The organism is Virgibacillus sp. 6R, assembly GCF_001895305.1.
Lineage (GTDB): Bacteria > Bacillota > Bacilli > Bacillales > Amphibacillaceae > Virgibacillus > Virgibacillus pantothenticus.
Window position 1 is genome coordinate 4,283,831 of the sequence record NZ_CP017762.1, and the last position, 17,776, is coordinate 4,301,606.

Here is a 17,776-nt window from a genome sequence, read left to right on the forward strand (position 1 = left end):
CCGCTCAGGCGTCGGCATACCCCTGTTTTTAGTGGCATGATTCCTAAATCTTTGGTTGTTCGTTCCATTCGCTACGTTGCTAAACGGGCGCCTTGCGCCTTTGTTCTCGCTCAATGAAACCCTGCCATTTATCTAAGATTCTTTCCTTTCTTGAATGATCTTTGCTGATTTTACTTATACTAATTGCAGGAGGTTGTTGCCATGAAACGAGTCATCATTTGTTTGGGCTTGTTAGGATTTATATTGTTACCAATCCATAGTATTTCAGCAAGTAAAGATATGCCGGCTGAGATTATGATAAAGCGTGTAGAAATAAATCAATATGCTTTAGACAACATCGACAAGCTATTTATTAATAACTCTAAATTGCAGACGCTAATTGGACAATTAAAACAAAAGGTTTACCAAGACCCTATAAATGCAAAAATAGACCGTGTAGGGAAAATCACCCCTGGAAAACCAGGAGTTACGATTGATGCGGATCAGTTTCAAATTGATTTCCGAGAAGCATTTTATAATCCAAACATCCAAGAGTTTAAAGTTCCGGTGAAGCCTGTATATCCTCGCGTGGATAAAGGTTTATTAACAGAAATTAGTCAAAAGCAATTAGGTAGTTACGTCACTCATTTTAAAAAAAACAATGAGGAGAGAACAACAAATATTGAGCTTGCCGCGCAAGCAATTGATAGTCATGTTATATTTCCTGGTGAGTTATTTTCATTTAATAAAGTAGTTGGGGAGAGAACAGAGAAAAAGGGATATAAGCGGGCGCCTGTTATTGTAAAAGGAGAGCTGGCTGAGGATATTGGCGGAGGTATTTGCCAAGTCTCGTCGACTTTATTTAATGCTGTTAATTTAAAGGGAATCGAAATTGTAGAAAGATATGCACATAGCAAGCATGTACCGTATGTACCGCCAGGAAAAGATGCAACAGTCAGTTGGTGGGGACCAGACTTTAGTTTTAAAAATAGGTATAATCAACCGCTTTTACTACGTGCGCATGCCAAGAATGGACAATTGGTTGTCCGTGTTTTTTCATCAGACATCGTAGAACATTTTGAGAAAGATATACAAAAGTAAACATGAGGGTGGGACATAAGCAAATACTATATAGCAAAAGCCGAACAATCCATTTATAATTGTTCAGCCTATTTGCACTATAGGAAAGTATAAGATTTTTTTGGTTTATAGTATAAGAAAAACAAAGGCTTCCGCCATAAGACTTGGGGCCAAGCCAAGTTTTTCTAAAAAGATAAGAAACCACCATGGCTCGCCTAGAGCGCGAGCCACCATCTATCATGAAAAAATTTTTGCTTTATAATGTTTAGATTCTTAAAATACTGTCTAAAATAAATGAGTTAGATAAGTTTGTTTTTTCATACAAAAGTATAAAATTAGGTGCTTGGAGATAACGAAATAACCGAAGCCACGTCCGGCGCAAGCGCCCAGCAACTAGGCGACTTTAGAAATGCGCCCTACGATAAGGCCTCATCGGTTCGTCGCTAGGGGAAGGCCGACTAAAAACGGGCTTGCCGCTCAGGCGTCGGCATACCCCTGTTTTTAGTGGCATGATTCCTAAATCTTTAGTTGATTCGTTCCATTCGCTACGTTGCTAAACGGGCGCTTGCGCCTTTGTTCCATTAAAAAATTTTTATCAAACGCTATGTCAAAATACTTCGCTTTCCACAGGTCTCTTCAGCTTCCTCGGAAAGCAAAAACCGCTTTCCTGTGGGATCTTCAGCTCGCGCTGATCCCGCAGGAGTCTACCTATTTTGACTACGCTAAAACTTGCGTATACACAATTGGCGATTTATTGTTCGTTTTTTTTAAACAGCCGCTTTAGATATGTCCCAGCCTCAATGATTTAGATAAACTAAGCTTGTTTATGTGCTTCAATTTCGAAACTAATTTTTACGTCGTCCCCAAGCAGAACGCCGCCTGTTTCAATAGCTGTATTCCATGTCAGACCGAAATCTTTACGGCTAATAGTAGTTTCTCCGCTAAAACCAGCAACCATATTTCCACTCATTGGATCTTTACTTTGACCTGCAACAATTACGTCAAGGGTCACTGTTTTGGTAGTCCCACGAAGCGTTAAATCACCAATCACTTCATATTGGTTGTCAGATTTTTTCTGAATATCTGTGGAGGTAAAAGTTGCTGTTGGATAATTTTCCACATTGAAAAAATCTGCTGAACGTAAGTGATCATCACGGTCTTTATTACGTGTATCAATACTGTTTACATCAATGGTAAATTGGATATTTGCATCCGTAAATTGATCCAAATCAGCTTCGATTTTACCATTAAATGAATTAAATCTTCCTTTGGCTTTTGAAATCATCATATGCTTGATTGAAAATCCAATTTCACTGTGAATTGTGTCTACATTCCAAACCGTTTTTGTCATGTACATCCCTCCATGATAATTAATCACTTATTATTACTTTATGTAACTTAGTGTAAAATAGAAAGTCTATGTTGTCAAGTAATTATTTAGGTGCCAATTTATTCTGCATTAGCTGCTGTAAGGCAAAGTTTCACTTTGTAACTGGAGGTAAGCCCCAATCTTGTGTACGGTGAAGTGAAACTGAGCAGGATAAAGCTAAAGTGGTTGATTCAACGCCAGTAAGCAGTGGACTGAAAGAAAATCATACTGATTGAGCTTCATTTTGTAAAAAATCAAGGCAATGTTTGGTATACTTACATATGTAGTGAAATTTCTAACAATAGGAGGGTTTATATTGGAACAATTAAACCACAAACAAACGTGGGATTTAGAAGTTATTTTCCCTGGGGGAAGTAAATCTACGGAGTTTCGCACATATTTGCAAACGGTAGAGCACGAAATGAATAAACTTGATTCTAATGTTCTTCAGTTTGATACCAAAGCTACAACAGAAAATATGGAAGCACTCTTACATGTATGTGAGCAATTGGAACGGACGATGAAGATGATGAGAGAAGCTTTTGCGTTTATTAGTTGTTTACATGCGCAAGATACAAATGACAAGCATGTGCAATCTTTATTAGGTGAGCGGTCCCAATTGAATGCGAAATTTAGTGGGATACAATCAAAGTTAAAGCAAAAGCTAGGAGAAATAACAGAATCAGACTGGAATATTTTTGAAAGATATGCATCATTACAAGAGATTAAATTTGTCCTACAGGAATATCGTGAACAGGCACAAAAAATGTTGCCTGTCGAGCAGGAGGCAATCATAAATGATTTAGCCAAGGATGGATACCATGCGTGGGGGCAAATGTATGATGTTATTGTAGGTAAAATGGAGGTTGCATTAGAAGAAGAAAACGGCGTTCATCATTATTCCATAGGTCAAGCAACGAATAAACTCACACATCCTGAACGTAATTTTCGCAAACACGTATTCACCAAGCTTTCTGAGGCATGGAAGTCGCAGGCCGAGCTATTTAGTCAAACGTTGAATCATTTAGCTGGTTTTCGTTTAGAGATGTATAAGCATAGAGGTTGGAATGATGTGCTCATGGAACCATTAATGATCAATCGAATGAAACAGGAAACATTACAGGCGATGTGGTCGACGATTACCGAGCACAAGGATCATTTCGTTCGTTATTTAAATAAAAAGGCCGAGCTTCTCGGTGTGGACAAGTTAGGAATTTATGATGTGACAGCTCCAGTTAGCAAAACGGTTCAAACATATACATATAACGAAGGAGCTCATTTTATTGTAGAACAATTCCGTAAATTCAGTCCCCAAATGGCCGATTTTGCGGAAATGGCTTTTGAAAAGCGCTGGATTGAAGCAGAAGATCGCCCAGGTAAACGCCCTGGTGGTTTTTGCACAAGTTTTCCATATAGTGAGCAAACACGTATTTTTATGACGTATTCCGGAACGGCTAGTAATATCGCTACGTTAGCACATGAATTAGGGCATGCGTACCATCAATATGTGATGAATGATGTGAATGGCTTAAATCAAAGATACGCGATGAATGTGGCAGAAACTGCCTCTACTTTTGCAGAAATGATTGTAGCGGAAGCATCCTTGCAACAGGCATCTTCCCTAGAAGATAAGCAAGCCTTACTGGAGGATAAAATTCAACGTAGTGTGGCGTTTTTTATGAATATTCACGCTCGCTTTTTATTTGAAACACGGTTTTATGAAGAACGTAAGCGAGGAGTAGTTTCTACTGAACGATTAAATCATATCATGGTAGAAGCTCAAAAAGAAGCTTATTGTGATACACTTTCAGAATATGACCCAACCTTTTGGGCGTCTAAACTTCATTTTCATATTACAGGTGTGCCATTTTATAATTTCCCTTATACATTCGGTTATTTATTTAGTAATGGACTTTATGCAAAAGCTAAAAGGGGAGAGCGAAGCTTTGAGGATGCTTATATTTCATTGTTACGTGATACAGGACGAATGACGGTAGAAGAATTAGCTATGAAACATTTAGGAGTAGATTTAAGCCAAACGGCATTTTGGGAAGAGGCTATTCAGGAATGCATCAAAGATGTAAATGAATACATGGCTTTAGTATAGAAGAAGCTGCTTTTTGAATTTCTAATTAGTAAATGCAAGAAAGCTTTTACCAATAGAATAAGTATCTAAAGTCGTTAAGGGGAGCCCACTGGCTGAGGGTGACGTTGTTCAGCCCCTTTGAACCTGTTAGTTGTACTAGTGCAGGGATAAGACTTTTTCGCAAACAATAAAAGCAGTGTCGATAAGGGGTTCCTTGACAAACAAGTTTTCCCTATTGACATTGCTTTTAATGTAGCAGACTTGAAAGAAAAAGGTTGGGCAAATGTTTCGCTTAACCTTTTTCTATGTGGGAAAAATATGGATACATTTACAGTAGGAAGTAATTATTAGCTGCAAAACATTCATTTTATGGAAGGAGGTAATCAGCTTATACATTTTCAAAACATATATACAATAAGTAATCCAAAGGAAATTTCTCTTCTATACTTTTGCTTCGTTAAGCTGATTGTTTGTAAAGACATAATGGTTGCTATTTGAAGTCTGAGTAGGAGAGCGAGGAACGAAACAAAATAACCACTGCATTGAAATGGAACTTCATCGTACTAGAGTTTAACTTACTATTCCGCCAGATTTAAAACGCTAATTGTATTTTATAAAAGATATAATTCGACTATATTTTACGAAGCCCCGCTTAATTGCTTCATCCACCAAACTGAACTAAATCCAGACAGCTTGCATAGGCTAAAGAACACTACTTTCGGAGAGGAAGGTTAAATGGTGGAGCTTTCTTTATCTCACTATCTATACGGTCTTTTTACGTTGCTCATCATAGGAACGATGATTATGCGAAAAGGGGTCGTTTTACCAACTTTATTAGGAACGTTTTTAATAGCATGGTTATACAAAGGGAGTATTATTGAAGGATTTAAGGCTATCTTTCAAGCTAATTTAGTTGCCGCAAAAGAACTATTTAGCATTTTTTTAATCATTACATTCATGCTTGCATTATTAAATTCTCTCAGAGATCTAGGGGCTGATAAGCGAATGATTCAGCCGATACAGCGAATCATGGTTAATGGACATATTTCCTTTTTTGTCCTGATCGTTGTAACGTATATCATATCGTTATTCTTTTGGCCAACACCCGCAGTTCCACTTATTTGTGCCTTGTTAGTACCAGCTGCTATTCGTGCTGGCTTACCAGCAATTACAGCAGCAGTTGCTATCGCCATAGCTGGGCAAGGGATGGCTTTATCCTCAGACTATGTTGTGCAAGTAGCGCCAAGTTTATCTGCATCTTCGGCTGGTGTATCAACAACGGCAGTCGCAGAACAAGCCCTGATTTTATCGCTTATAACGGGGACTATTGCAATTAGCTTAGCGTATATACTCACTCGTAAAAAGATACGTCGTGCCGATGATCCAATAAACGTACAAGAGTTAGCTAATATGCAGACTTCTCAAGAAGACCCCATTGATGATCCACAAAAGGAAATACGTACCAAATGGAGTAAAGTATTTGCTATTTTCGTTCCTTTAACATTAGCTGCAGTTGTCATTTACATGGTTTATGAAAAACTAAATTCTGGGAGAATGAGTGGTTTTGAAGGAGGAGATGGAGCGGCATTTATTGGTGGTGTTGCTGTTATTCTTCTATTATTATCAACGGTGGCTCTTCGAAAGCAGCAAGCTCTGGACTACATTACGAAGCATATTACAGATGGTTTTGTGTTTGCATTTAAAGCGATGGGACCAGTAATTCCGATAGCAGGGTTTTTCTTTTTAGGCAGTTCAGACTTTGCAGGATCGATATTAGGCATCGAAGAGGGCGCCCCTGCATTTTTATTTGATTTAGTCCAGTCTACACAGTCATATTTACCTGAAAATCAATGGCTAGCAGCGGTTAGTATTTTGATAATTGGGATCATTACTGGATTAGATGGTTCTGGTTTTTCAGGGCTCCCTTTAACAGGTGCATTAGCAGCTTCATTATCGTCAAATAATATGGATGTAGCAACACTCGCTGCAATTGGACAGATGGGGACTATCTGGACGGGAGGAGGTACACTCGTTGCCTGGTCTTCACTTGTAGCGATAGCAGGGTTTTGCGGTGTATCCGTTATGGAGCTTGTTAGGAAAAATTTCATCCCAGTTATAGCTGGGCTTTTGGTAGCAACATCAATCGCAGTATGGGTACTATGATACGTGTATGGGTAGATGGAAGATCTAGCTGGCCATGTAAAGTATTATAGCACAGTTAAAAATAACTGAAGAAAAGTTTAGCTTCTCTACGTATCCAGAAAAAATTCGATAACATTGTTTTCATCAGTTCGAGTAAATAAGTACAGCTGATAAAACTTTTCCATATGTACCCTACTTAAAGGCACTGTATTTGCAGTGTCTTTAGTGATTTTTTTAGTTTAATACGAGAAAGACATGTATGGTGTCGCTTTATTTTATATAGTTTAAACCAATTGTTTCAAAATATTTTACATTCAAAATATTTTAGGCTAAAATCGTACTAAAATAAAGCGATTACACATAAATGTTTAACAAGATCGTTTCGTAATGAACAAAGGAGCAAGCGCCCGTTTAGCAACGTAGCGAATGGAACGAATCAACTAAAGATAAAGGAATCATGCCACTAAAAACAGGGGTATGCCGATGTCGGGCGGAAAGCCCGTTTTTAGTCGGCCCTCCTCTTTGCCACGAACCGATGATGCCTTATCCGTAGGGCGCATTTCTAAAGTTGCCTCGTTGCTGGGCTCATGCGCCGGACGGGACTAGTCGGTTTTTTCGCTATCCATAAGCACATCATTTTATGCTTTCTTATCTTTTAACAAAAGGGGGAAGAATGTATGTCAGGTATATTAGTAGCTTTTATTGGTATGGTTGTTTTTGCGTTAGGGTACCGATATTATTCGAAATTTGTAGCGGAGAAGATTTTTCGGTTAGATCCTAATTATCTCACGCCTGCACATCGCTATAATGATGGGGTGGATTTTGTACCAACGAATAAATTTGTGTTATGGGGACATCACTTTACATCTGTTGCCGGCGCGGCACCTATATTGGGACTGGCTGCCAGCATTTTTATGGGTTATTCTCGGCACTGTATTTGCCGCGGGGGTACATGATTTTGGAACAATTGTATTATCTGTACGTAATAAGGGGCAATCTGTTGGTACATTAGCACATCGACTCATTGGACAGCGAGCGAAAATTCTGTTTTTATTTATTATTTTAATTCTTGTACTTATGGTTAATGCTGTATTTGCGTGGGTGATATCCAACTTATTTATTTCTTATCCCGCAAGTGTACTACCAGTATTTATTCAAATTCCTTTAGCTATTTGGATTGGTTATGCGGTGTATAAACGAAACATTAAGATGCTTGTACCTTCAGTTATAGCATTGGCTGTTATGTATCTTGCAGCGATATTATCTAGCAAGATGGAATGGATGCAAATAGACCTTGTTCAATGGATGGGAGGAGAAGGGAGTGCTGGAATATTTGGGTTAGGCGCTGTTTCCTCAGCATTCTTTATTTGGATTATTATCTTAATGGTTTATGTGTATATTGCTTCAACACTTCCGGTATGGAAATTGTTACAACCAAGAGATTTTATTAATTCACACCAGCTTGTCGTTGGTTTAGCAATTTTATACTTGGGATTAATCTTTATCAATCCAGAAATGACAGCGCCAGTGACGAACCCTCATGCGGATACGCCATGGCTTCCATTATTATTTATTACGATTGCTTGTGGAGCTATATCAGGCTTTCATGGGCTTGTTTCATCTGGAACGTCTTCCAAACAACTAGATAAGGAAACAGATGCCCGATTTGTTGGTTATGCTGGAGCAGTTGGAGAAGGGATTTTAGCATTGGTATCAATCATTGCTGTAGCGACATTTTTTACTAGTACTGCTGATTTTTCAGCGGTTTACAGTAGTTTTGCGAATGCAAATGCTGACGGTTTGGGGACTTTTGTAGAAGCTGCTGCTGTACTAGCAGGAGGAATTGGAATTCCAGCTGATGTCGCGGTAACGATCGTTTCCATTATTGTTGTTAGTTTTGCTGCAACTACCTTGGATACTTCTGTACGGCTAATGCGCTATATCATTGCAGAATTAGGCAGTGAGTACAAATTGCCAATATTAACGAAAACCCATGTTGCAACATCCATTGCTGTTTTATCAAGTGCAGCACTTGTTTTACTTCCTGAAGGACCTAAAGGTTTTGGATCCGGAGGTTATCAACTATGGCCATTATTTGGAACAGCAAACCAATTATTAGCAGCGATTAGTTTAATGTTAATTGCTGTTTGGTTAAAGCGGCTGGGAAGAAATTATGCTGTTGTGATAATTCCAATGATATTTGTAATGGTGATGACGCTATATGCCATGTTCCAGCAAGTGATGTTTGAATGGTCGTGGGCTGGAACAGAGCCGAATACATTATTATTTGTACTCGGGGCCATCATTTTTGTTTTTGCTATTTGGATTATTATTACTGCGTTCTCCGTATTAAGTGGTAATGCACAGCAAAATATCGACGATTAAACTTTGATCGTTCAAAGGGGTAGGAAAGGAAAAGGGATCAAAGACAGATGAACCCTTTTCCTCATCCTTCGCAGATACGAGTCAGTGGTAAATTTTATAAGAAAGAAGGAAAAACGTTATGCTGGAGCAAATTAAAAAGCTCATCCAATATTATGAAGAAGTAATCAGCTTGCCTCACCGTCAAGAGATTGCTCGTGAGCTGAGGCATGAGGATGATATTTTCCTGCTACTGCTTTATTCAGAAATGATCGGAATTCCGAATCCTGTATATTACTATACACTCGAATTATATCCATATATGCTGGAAAAATTTCATGATTGGCATCTGCGAATGGGGATGGAAAAGTCACCGTTATCTGGGATTCGTTGTTGCTAAAAAAGGAGTGTTCGAAGATGGAAGATATCAACAAAAAGATTGTATTTATCGGCGGAAAAGGAGGAGTAGGGAAGTCAACATCTGCAGCAGCACTTGCTTGGAGACGAGCTAGAGAAGGACGGAAAACATTGCTTGTTTCGACAGACCCTGCTCATAATTTGGGAGATATTTTCGAACAGAAAATCGGCGGACGGATAAAAAAAGTAAGTACGCATTTAGATGTGATTGAAATCGATCCAGAACAGGAAACAACCGTTTACATCAACACTGTAAAGGAAAATATAAAAGGTATTGTACAACCATCTATGACAGATGAGGTGAACCGGCAATTGGATACCGCCAAAGCCTCACCTGGAGCAGATGAAGCGGCGTTATTTAATAAGCTTATCTCTATTATTATTGAAGAACATCTCCATTATGACCAATGTATTGTTGATACAGCACCGACTGGTCATACGATTCGATTATTAACTTTACCAGAATTAATGGGCGTGTGGATAGACGGACTATTGCAACGGAGGAAAAAAACGAATAAAAACTATACCCAATTGCTAAATGATGGAGAACCGATTGAAGATCCCATTTATGATGTGCTCAACGAAAGAAAAGAACGTTTTAGAAAAGCAAGAGAATTATTATTAAATGGAGACATAACGGGTTTTATATTTGTAGTGAACCCAGAAAGTCTGTCCATTACAGAAACCGACAAGGCAATCCGATTACTTGCCAAGCATCAGCTTTATGTGAAAACATTAATTATAAATAAATTATTACCCCAACAGGTGGAAGGGGAATTCTTTTTAAAGCGTAAACAAATGGAACAAGCCTATGTACAACAAATTGAAGAAAAGTTCAAAACACAACAAAAATGGTACGTTCCTTTGTTCAATCATGATATTATGGATAAGAAACAGCTAGAAGCGTTTAGCACATTTTTCTAAAGGGTAGTATTTAAAAAAGGGTGTACATTGATATGTTTTTGTAGCATCCCCTGATTTATCCGCATATAATTGGCAGTAGACTCAACCTTTAATACTAGCAAGGTAGACCTCTAAGAATAAGAGAAGGATCGAACTACAAGTCAAAATCCTGATTTGTGCAGAGAGGTCTTTAGACCATCGTCTGGTCTATTAACTATCGATGCCGATGAAAGAGGGGACTATTGATTGACTTTATTGGATCTGGATAGTGATAGCCACCAATTTTCTACATCTCTTAGAAAATATGAAAAGAAGGGAGAATATGCAATGAAAGCGTTTGTACATGAAAATGGGAAATTACAAGTGACCCAAACGGATGAGCTACAGCCTAAAGCGAATGAAGTGGTCGTTCGTTTGAAAATGGCTGGACTCAACCGCCGCGATTTATATATTCCTGAGCGCAGAAAAGGAATAAATGAGCCGCTGATTTTAGGTTCAGATGGTGCAGGGGTCATTGAACAAGTTGGACAAGAAGTTAAAAATGTTGCCATTGGCGATGAGGTCATTATTAACCCCGCTTTAAGATGGTACGACAATGCAGATGCGCCTCCGAAAGGTTTTGAAATATTAGGCATGCCGGATCACGGTACTTTTGCAGAAAAGATTACCATCGATTTTCAGCAAATTGAGAAAAAGCCTGCCCACTTAACGTGGGAAGAAGCAAGTGTACTCGCATTGTCTGGTTTAACTGCTTTTCGTGCATTGTTTACAAAGGGACAAGTAAAGGCGGGTGACACCGTATTTATTCCTGGAGCAGGTAGTGGTGTCGCAACGTATTTGATTCAATTTGCTAAAAATATTGGTGCGAGAGTGATTGTCAGTTCCCGAAGTAAGGAGAAACTAAACAAGGCACAATCGCTTGGTGCGGATAGAGGAGTACTTCATGAGGACGATTGGAATCAAGAGCTAGCTGATGAACAGATTGATTTGGTCATTGATAGTGTTGGAAGAGCTACTTTTCAACGCTCGTTGGATGTGTTGAAAAAAGGCGGGAAAATCGTTGTGTTCGGGGCAACTACAGAAGATACTGTTCAATTAGATTTACGCGCCTTTTTCTATGGACAATATCAATTATTAGGGTCAACCATGGGGAGTAGACAAGAATTGAAAGCAATGCTTACGCATGTAGAGCAATATCAAATGCATCCAGTGGTCGATAGTACTTTTAAATTGGAAGATATCCAACAGGCGTTTCATTACTTAAAAGAAAATAGCCAATTTGGAAAAATTGCCATTGATGTATTTAAATAAAATAAGGCTGGAACAAAAGGGTTTATATCAAAGTAAAACCGGAACTATTTAGAAATAACCGTGATGCAAATAACCCGCTTTGGAAATATACTTCGTGCATCTTAGGGTTCGTCTGTGGCCTTCTCGTGCGCTATGAGTCCCACAGACGCCTTTTCCCGCTTAGTCTAGGTATATTTCCGAAGCTAAATGATTGCATCACTCGCTTGTAGAGTGACCAGATGAGTTATATCCAAGCCTAAGCAATATCTGTTTTTTTAATCCAATCTTTTCCTTCTAAATGTCTGGTCACAAGCATACTGGAAACGGTATCGCCTGTAACATTGACCATTGTAGCTGGCGGATCAACCACTACTCCGATGGCAGAAATAATTGGCAAAGCTTGCAATGGTAAGCCATATAGTGTAATAATCATCATTTCTCCCATAAAGCCACCTCCCGGAATACCACTCATTACAATACCAGACAATAAACAGATACCAATCGCCGTTAAAAAGGTGTCGATTCCAGAAAAGTCTTGGTTAAATACACCGAACACAAAAGCAATTTTTAGCATTGCTGACAGACAAGATCCGTCCATATGAATCGTTGCTCCCAGAGGCATGATGGTTTCGCGAATATCTTTCGGCACACCGATTCGCTTTGCTGCTTGTAAATTTGCTGGTAATGAAGCGACACTGCTTCCAGTACCAAGCGATGTTGCAGCTGGAGCAAGAATGTTTTTCCAAAAACGGGAAACTCCGATTTTTCCACCAGCAATAAATGCATATAATGTGAATCCGATGACAAAGTATAATATAGATACAGGATAATAAATGATAACCGCTTTAGCATAATCTCCAATCAAATCCGTACCAAATTCTCCAACCAATGAGGCAAAGTAAGCACCCAACCCGATAGGAGCATAGTACATGACAAGTTGAATAATCTTCATAAATACTTCAGCACCACTTGTTAAAAATGAAGTAAATGGTTTTCCTTTTTCACCAGTTAGTCCAGTTGCCACGCCAACTAATATAGAGAAGACAATAAGTGCAAGCATATTATTGCGTGAAAATAGATCCACAAAATCAGATACTGTAAACGTTTGGACTAATTGTTCAGAGAAACTCATTTCTTCTTGCACTTCTTCAGGCTCTACAAGCGGTATATCCACCCCAGAACCTGGTTCGAAAATAATAGTAGCAATTAACATGAAAACGGCAGCGATAATACCAGTAACAACAAATACAGTTATCATTGAGCCCATAATCTTACCGAGGCGCTTCATACTGTCCATACTTGCTATAGCAGAAGAAATAGTAAAGAAAACGAGTGGAATAACAATCATAAACAGTAAATTGATGAATAAATCACCTAGTGGCTTAATAACCGTGGCATCTTTGCCAAAAGAAAGCCCGATGATGGAACCAATTATAATCGAAATAAGTAATATAATCGGAAAGCGATACGCTTTTATTTTATCTTTCATATTAGTTCATTCCTTTTCGTGTATAAATTAAGATAGCTACTCTATTTTACACGAAAAGCTGGTAGAACAAAAGGTTGAACCCGGTTTATTTACTTTTTCGTCTCCTTTATATTAGGGATAGTTGAAACATCTGTTACCTATTTTTTTGTGATGCTTTCCTTAGTTGGTTACCTCGTTCATTTATCCGGCATATAAGGTGCTGTAAGATTCTCGCTTTGGGAGTTGGATAGTTTTGTACTGCAACAAAAGTCTAAGTGGGAGATAACAGCACCTAAATACCCTATTTCGTAAGAGGCCTTTAGCTCATACCCTTGGACTGATAACGATCAGTGGGGATGAATGAAAACCTCCACTGATAGAAGATTTACTTTATAAGTAAGGCTGAATAAGCTGAATAGCATGTTTTAATTTTTCACTGTTACGCTCATATAAAGCTTTACTTTGCTTGTTTTCTGTAGCTAAAGCGAATAATTCCAAGTCAGCCTGACATTTCTTCATATTTGCCAATAATAGTGCTTTTTCAGTTGGCTCTGGTACACTTATTTTGTCATCGTATAAATCAAGATATAATTGTCCGTTATTATCTGCTTGAGCAAGAAAGACATTTTCAATACTGACATTCTGCTTATCCAGTTCTGTTTCCAGCCAATTTTTATTTAACGATAGATTCGCAAGTGATTCCAATAAAATTTCTCCATCCATTACAATTGTTTGGGGCTCCTTTTCCGGGGTTAATTTTAGCCCTAAGTCTTTGGCTGTTAAAGGACGGTTTTCCTTCTTTGGAAGTACATTTAAGTTTCCGGATGGCTCAAGGACAGCAAATTCAACATCAGATGCTAAAAATACGCCGTTATCTCTTAATTTACCGAGCAAATCATCCGTCGAATATCCTTCTTGTTTAAGGTTGTCTTCCATTATTTTACCATCTTGAATAAACACAGTGCTTCTACCATCTGTAAGATCGCGAAATCGTTTGCTTTTTAGCGATATATATTCAACAGCAAAGGGGATAATAAACCAAATAAACATCGATAGTATAGCGTAAATGAAGTTGCTATCAGGATCTATCGTATGTATAGCAACAATTCCACCTAAAACAATACCAGTGATATACTCAAATATATTTAATTGTGATATTTGCTTTTTTCCTAACCATTTTGTCATGAAAAAAAGGATAATTAATAAAGAAAATGACCGGATGATGACTTCAATCCATTCTGGCATATGCAGTATCCTCTCTTAGCATTATTTATACTGAGGTTCTTCTTTGGATAAACGAATAACCTGCTGCCGCAAATCTTTTTTGACTTCGGTAATAATTCGTTCCACTTCCTTTAATTTAGCCTGTTGTTCTTGTTCATTTGTTTTAGCGGTTAAAATTTGCAAGGAAGCCTCTACACTTTTAATTGCGGAATAGCATCCTTTCACTTGTGCACCGATTGTCATATTCTAGCAACCCCCTTACCCTTTTGGCTTGAAAATGAGTGCGCCGATGACCCCGAAAATAATGGCAGCTGAGATTCCCGCACTGGTTACTTCAAACATTCCAGTCACCACTCCGACCAAACCATGTGTTTCTGCTTCTGCCATAGCACCATGAACTAAGGAGTTACCGAAACTGGTAATAGGTACGGTTGCACCCGCGCCGGCAAAATCGATCAATGGCTCGTAAAGACCAAAGCCATCTAAAATGGCGCCGGTGACAACTAATATAGATAAAGTTTGTCCGGGATTTAATTTAAAAATATCGAATAATAATTGGCCAATGACACAAATCAGTCCACCAATTACAAAAGCCCAAAAAAAGATCATAAACTATCACTTCCCGTTTCAATTTTCAATGGATACTGCATGTGCGATGCATGGAATAGGATCATTTTGTTGTATACTCATTGGTGAATGAAGTGCACCAGTTGCTACAACTAGTATCCGTTTTAATTCACCAGCTTTCATTCGATTGAGGAAGTGTCCATAAGTAACTACTGCTGAACACGCAGATCCACTCCCACCGGCTAATACAGGCTGTCCTTCACGGTATATGGTTAAACCACAATCCACATATTGCTCCTCTTTAATGGCTAACCCTCGTTCCGTAAGCAAGTCATAAGATATTTCTCGACCAATGTGACCTAAATCACCTGTAATAATCAAGTCATAATAATCAGGGGAGAGGTTTCGGTCTTTGAAATGTTTCTCAATTGTATCGACTGCTGCTGGTGCCATCGCTCCCCCCATATTAAAAGGATCAGTTATTCCCATATCAATGACTTTTCCGATGGTTGCCGAAGTAATGACAGGACCTTGACCTTGTTGAGCAATGAGCGCACAACCTGCACCCGTTACGGTCCATTGAGCTGTAGGAGGTTTTTGACCCCCGTATTCGGTAGGGTAACGAAATTGTCGTTCAGCAGAAGCGTTATGGCTTGCCGTTCCGCTTAAAATATAATTTGCTCCTTTATTGTTAATAATCATAGCTGCTAATGCTAAGCTTTCCATAGAAGTTGCACAAGCATTAAATAAACCAAGAAAAGGGATTCCGATTGTTTTGGCAGTAAAGTTCGTTGGCGTAATCTGATTAATTAAATCACCGCTGATAAAGAATTCTACTTGTTCTTTTTCAATGGAGCTTTTTTTTAGGGTGATTTGACATGCTTCTTCCATTAATGTTTGTTGTGCTTTTTCAAAGGATGCCTGCCCAATCCACATATCTTCATGCAATAGGTCAAAATCCTTAGAAATACTACCATTTGCTTCGAATGGTCCACCAACTGTTCCGGTTGATACGATAACAGGTCGATTTGCAAATACCCACGTTTGATGTCCTTGAAGCATTATAATCCACCCCATTGGATTAAAATCGTTTTAATCAATGCGACAACAAACGCTGCAAAAACACCGTAGACGATCACGGGACCAGCTAGCTTTAACATGTTCGTACCTACACCTAGGATGAATCCTTCGGTACGATGTTCAATTGCTGATGAAATGACGGCATTGCCAAATCCGGTTACAGGGACAGCAGAGCCAGCTCCAGCGAATTGTCCTATTCGATCATAGAAACCGAATCCAGTTAAAAGCATGGTTAGAAATATTAATGTAGCTACAGTTGGGTTCCCGGCTGTTTGCTCGGTAAAATGAAAAAAATACATATAAAAAGTAGAGATAAGCTGACCAATGAAGCAAATAAAACCACCAACAAAAAAAGCTTTCAGGCAATTTATAAATACAGGTCTTTTTACTTCCCTTTGTTGTTGAAATGCTTGATACTCCTGAACGTCAGGAGGTGAATTTTTCTTTTTCTTATCTGCCATCCTATGCTCCCTCTTTCCCTATGTTTGTTCTTTAGAAAAATCAATAATCCGTTTTACTTCTTTTTTCAATTCTTTTTTACTATATTGCTTCTCTTCTAAATTTTTCTCCAGCTTTTCCATTTCCATGATAATCTTTTTGTCTGCTGATAATTCCACCTTTAAATCTGGAAAAGCTTTCTGAAGTTTTTTTGTAAGTTGTTTCTTCATCTTTTGCAGCTTAAATCGTTGCATATGCTCTATTTCTATCGTCGCTAATAATTGCTTATCTGTATTGACAGCATAAATAGCAGTTATTTCGGAATGTTCGCTTAGCATATCCTTTGCTCTATTAGCAGGTGCTTGGTTAATAGGTTGCTTTGTTGAAACTTTTGATAAATTGATCTGTCCTTTCTCCTGTTTATCTGCAGGATCGAGCGTGTTATTGGCACCGCAGCCGACAAGGACGAAAGAAAAAATAGCAATTATCAGCCATTTATAAACATGCATAATTCCACCTACTTTTTAATCAAATAATTCAAGTTAGATTAGTTATAATTAGACGAGCATTAGCTAAAACCAAATATAAAGAGGCTGTTATGATGGTTTCAGCCTCTTTTGTCATTTAAAACCCTTTATATTGAGGCTCTTCTTGTTCGAGTTGCTGTATCCGTGGTTCAACGCTCTGTAGAATAGACATCGTTTGTTGTGCTGCGTTTTCATAGAGCTGTTTTGCTTGTTTATTTTCTGTTTGCAATGCAAATTGTTCAAAGCTAGCTTGAGCACTCTTAAGGCCAGCGATTGTTTGCTTAACTTGACTTGATACAGTCATATAGATCCTCCTTCTCATTACCAATCATCATTAGTTAGAATGTGAAGTTTCAGTTTTAAATATGCAACAAAATTTTTCCTTATATATCCAGTAAGGGTGAGGTAATGAGAAAATATTACAAAATTATACAAAAATATTCCCTTATAGTACGGTACAAAAATATCAAAGGATAAATTAAAGTGCGTGTTTGAAAAAGGGGAAGGAGGATTGAGGTCGGCTAAGGTCTCAGGCGTCCTTGAAAAAAACCTTTTTCGCGTGCGATGTATTGCTGTCGTAGCCTTCCTTGTCCTGTTGCAACGCCGATACTAGCACATCCTGGCGCCTGAGTTCGAGGCGGCAAAATTTCAAGTAGCGGGCTTGTGCGTGTTACTGACTTCTACGCCCATCACAGGACGTGGGCGGTTTTAGTAGAAGGCTTCCGTATGCGATACAGATACTTGAGCACCAGTATAGGCATCCTCGAAACGCATTCTCACGCAAGAAAAGGGGGAAAACCTTTTCCAAGGAACGGAGAAACGAGCTAACGAAGAATTCGACCTAT

15 protein-coding genes and 1 pseudogene are annotated in these 17,776 nt (G+C 38.6%); 7 read left to right on the plus strand and 9 right to left on the minus strand.

Annotation, left to right across the window (positions count from 1 at the left end; all coding sequences use genetic code 11):
• Positions 1-201 precede the first annotated feature (201 nt).
• Positions 202-1,080, plus strand: a complete 879-nt coding sequence (locus tag BKP57_RS19355) for a VanW family protein (protein WP_050352561.1) — start codon at positions 202-204, stop codon at positions 1,078-1,080.
• A gap of 793 nt (positions 1,081-1,873) precedes the next feature.
• Here BKP57_RS19355 and BKP57_RS19360 read toward each other — a convergent pair.
• Complete coding sequence (locus BKP57_RS19360) at positions 1,874-2,410, minus strand: YceI family protein (RefSeq protein ID WP_050352562.1); 537 nt, start codon at positions 2,408-2,410, stop codon at positions 1,874-1,876.
• Positions 2,411-2,690: 280 nt separating this feature from the next.
• Between BKP57_RS19360 and BKP57_RS19365 the strand changes: the two genes are divergently transcribed.
• The 6 genes and pseudogenes from BKP57_RS19365 (at position 2,691) to BKP57_RS19390 (ending at position 11,648) form a co-directional block, all read left to right on the plus strand.
• On the plus strand, positions 2,691-4,535 hold the full coding sequence (locus BKP57_RS19365) for a M3 family oligoendopeptidase (RefSeq protein ID WP_082240969.1): 1,845 nt from the start codon (positions 2,691-2,693) through the stop codon (positions 4,533-4,535).
• A 717-nt stretch (positions 4,536-5,252) separates the two neighbouring features.
• Positions 5,253-6,677: a hypothetical protein gene (locus tag BKP57_RS19370; RefSeq protein ID WP_050353526.1), complete on the plus strand. Its 1,425-nt coding sequence runs from the start codon at positions 5,253-5,255 to the stop codon at positions 6,675-6,677.
• Positions 6,678-7,333: 656 nt separating this feature from the next.
• Positions 7,334-9,041: pseudogene (locus tag BKP57_RS19375) on the plus strand (carbon starvation CstA family protein).
• A 118-nt stretch (positions 9,042-9,159) separates the two neighbouring features.
• Complete coding sequence (locus tag BKP57_RS19380) at positions 9,160-9,417, plus strand: cory-CC-star protein (protein ID WP_050352565.1); 258 nt, start codon at positions 9,160-9,162, stop codon at positions 9,415-9,417.
• Between the two features lie 17 nt (positions 9,418-9,434).
• Positions 9,435-10,358 carry an ArsA family ATPase gene (locus BKP57_RS19385; RefSeq protein ID WP_050352566.1) on the plus strand — a complete coding sequence of 308 codons (924 nt, stop codon included), beginning with the start codon at positions 9,435-9,437 and terminating at the stop codon, positions 10,356-10,358.
• A 306-nt stretch (positions 10,359-10,664) separates the two neighbouring features.
• Positions 10,665-11,648 carry a zinc-binding dehydrogenase gene (locus BKP57_RS19390; RefSeq protein ID WP_050353527.1) on the plus strand — a complete coding sequence of 328 codons (984 nt, stop codon included), beginning with the start codon at positions 10,665-10,667 and terminating at the stop codon, positions 11,646-11,648.
• 235 nt (positions 11,649-11,883) lie between these two features.
• On the opposite strand, the gene BKP57_RS19395 is transcribed toward BKP57_RS19390, so the two are convergent.
• The 8 genes from BKP57_RS19395 to BKP57_RS19430 form a co-directional block, all read right to left on the minus strand.
• Complete coding sequence (locus BKP57_RS19395) at positions 11,884-13,116, minus strand: dicarboxylate/amino acid:cation symporter (RefSeq protein ID WP_072742198.1); 1,233 nt, start codon at positions 13,114-13,116, stop codon at positions 11,884-11,886.
• Positions 13,117-13,485: 369 nt separating this feature from the next.
• Positions 13,486-14,340 carry a DUF421 domain-containing protein gene (locus tag BKP57_RS19400; protein WP_072742199.1) on the minus strand — a complete coding sequence of 285 codons (855 nt, stop codon included), beginning with the start codon at positions 14,338-14,340 and terminating at the stop codon, positions 13,486-13,488.
• A gap of 21 nt (positions 14,341-14,361) precedes the next feature.
• The gene (locus BKP57_RS19405; RefSeq protein WP_050352569.1) at positions 14,362-14,562 is read right to left on the minus strand and encodes a hypothetical protein; all 201 of its coding nucleotides are present in this window, start codon (positions 14,560-14,562) and stop codon (positions 14,362-14,364) included.
• A gap of 15 nt (positions 14,563-14,577) precedes the next feature.
• Positions 14,578-14,928 carry a stage V sporulation protein AE gene (gene spoVAE, locus BKP57_RS19410; protein WP_050352570.1) on the minus strand — a complete coding sequence of 117 codons (351 nt, stop codon included), beginning with the start codon at positions 14,926-14,928 and terminating at the stop codon, positions 14,578-14,580.
• A gap of 18 nt (positions 14,929-14,946) precedes the next feature.
• Positions 14,947-15,948, minus strand: a complete 1,002-nt coding sequence (spoVAD, locus tag BKP57_RS19415; RefSeq protein ID WP_072742200.1) for a stage V sporulation protein AD — start codon at positions 15,946-15,948, stop codon at positions 14,947-14,949.
• Positions 15,948-16,427: a stage V sporulation protein AC gene (spoVAC, locus tag BKP57_RS19420; protein WP_050352572.1), complete on the minus strand. Its 480-nt coding sequence runs from the start codon at positions 16,425-16,427 to the stop codon at positions 15,948-15,950. The genes spoVAD and spoVAC overlap by 1 nt, the downstream gene beginning before the upstream one ends.
• A gap of 18 nt (positions 16,428-16,445) precedes the next feature.
• On the minus strand, positions 16,446-16,913 hold the full coding sequence (locus BKP57_RS19425) for a hypothetical protein (RefSeq protein ID WP_072742201.1): 468 nt from the start codon (positions 16,911-16,913) through the stop codon (positions 16,446-16,448).
• Positions 16,914-17,028: 115 nt separating this feature from the next.
• The gene (locus BKP57_RS19430) at positions 17,029-17,235 is read right to left on the minus strand and encodes a DUF1657 domain-containing protein (RefSeq protein ID WP_050352574.1); all 207 of its coding nucleotides are present in this window, start codon (positions 17,233-17,235) and stop codon (positions 17,029-17,031) included.
• Between the last annotated feature and the right edge of the window lie 541 nt (positions 17,236-17,776).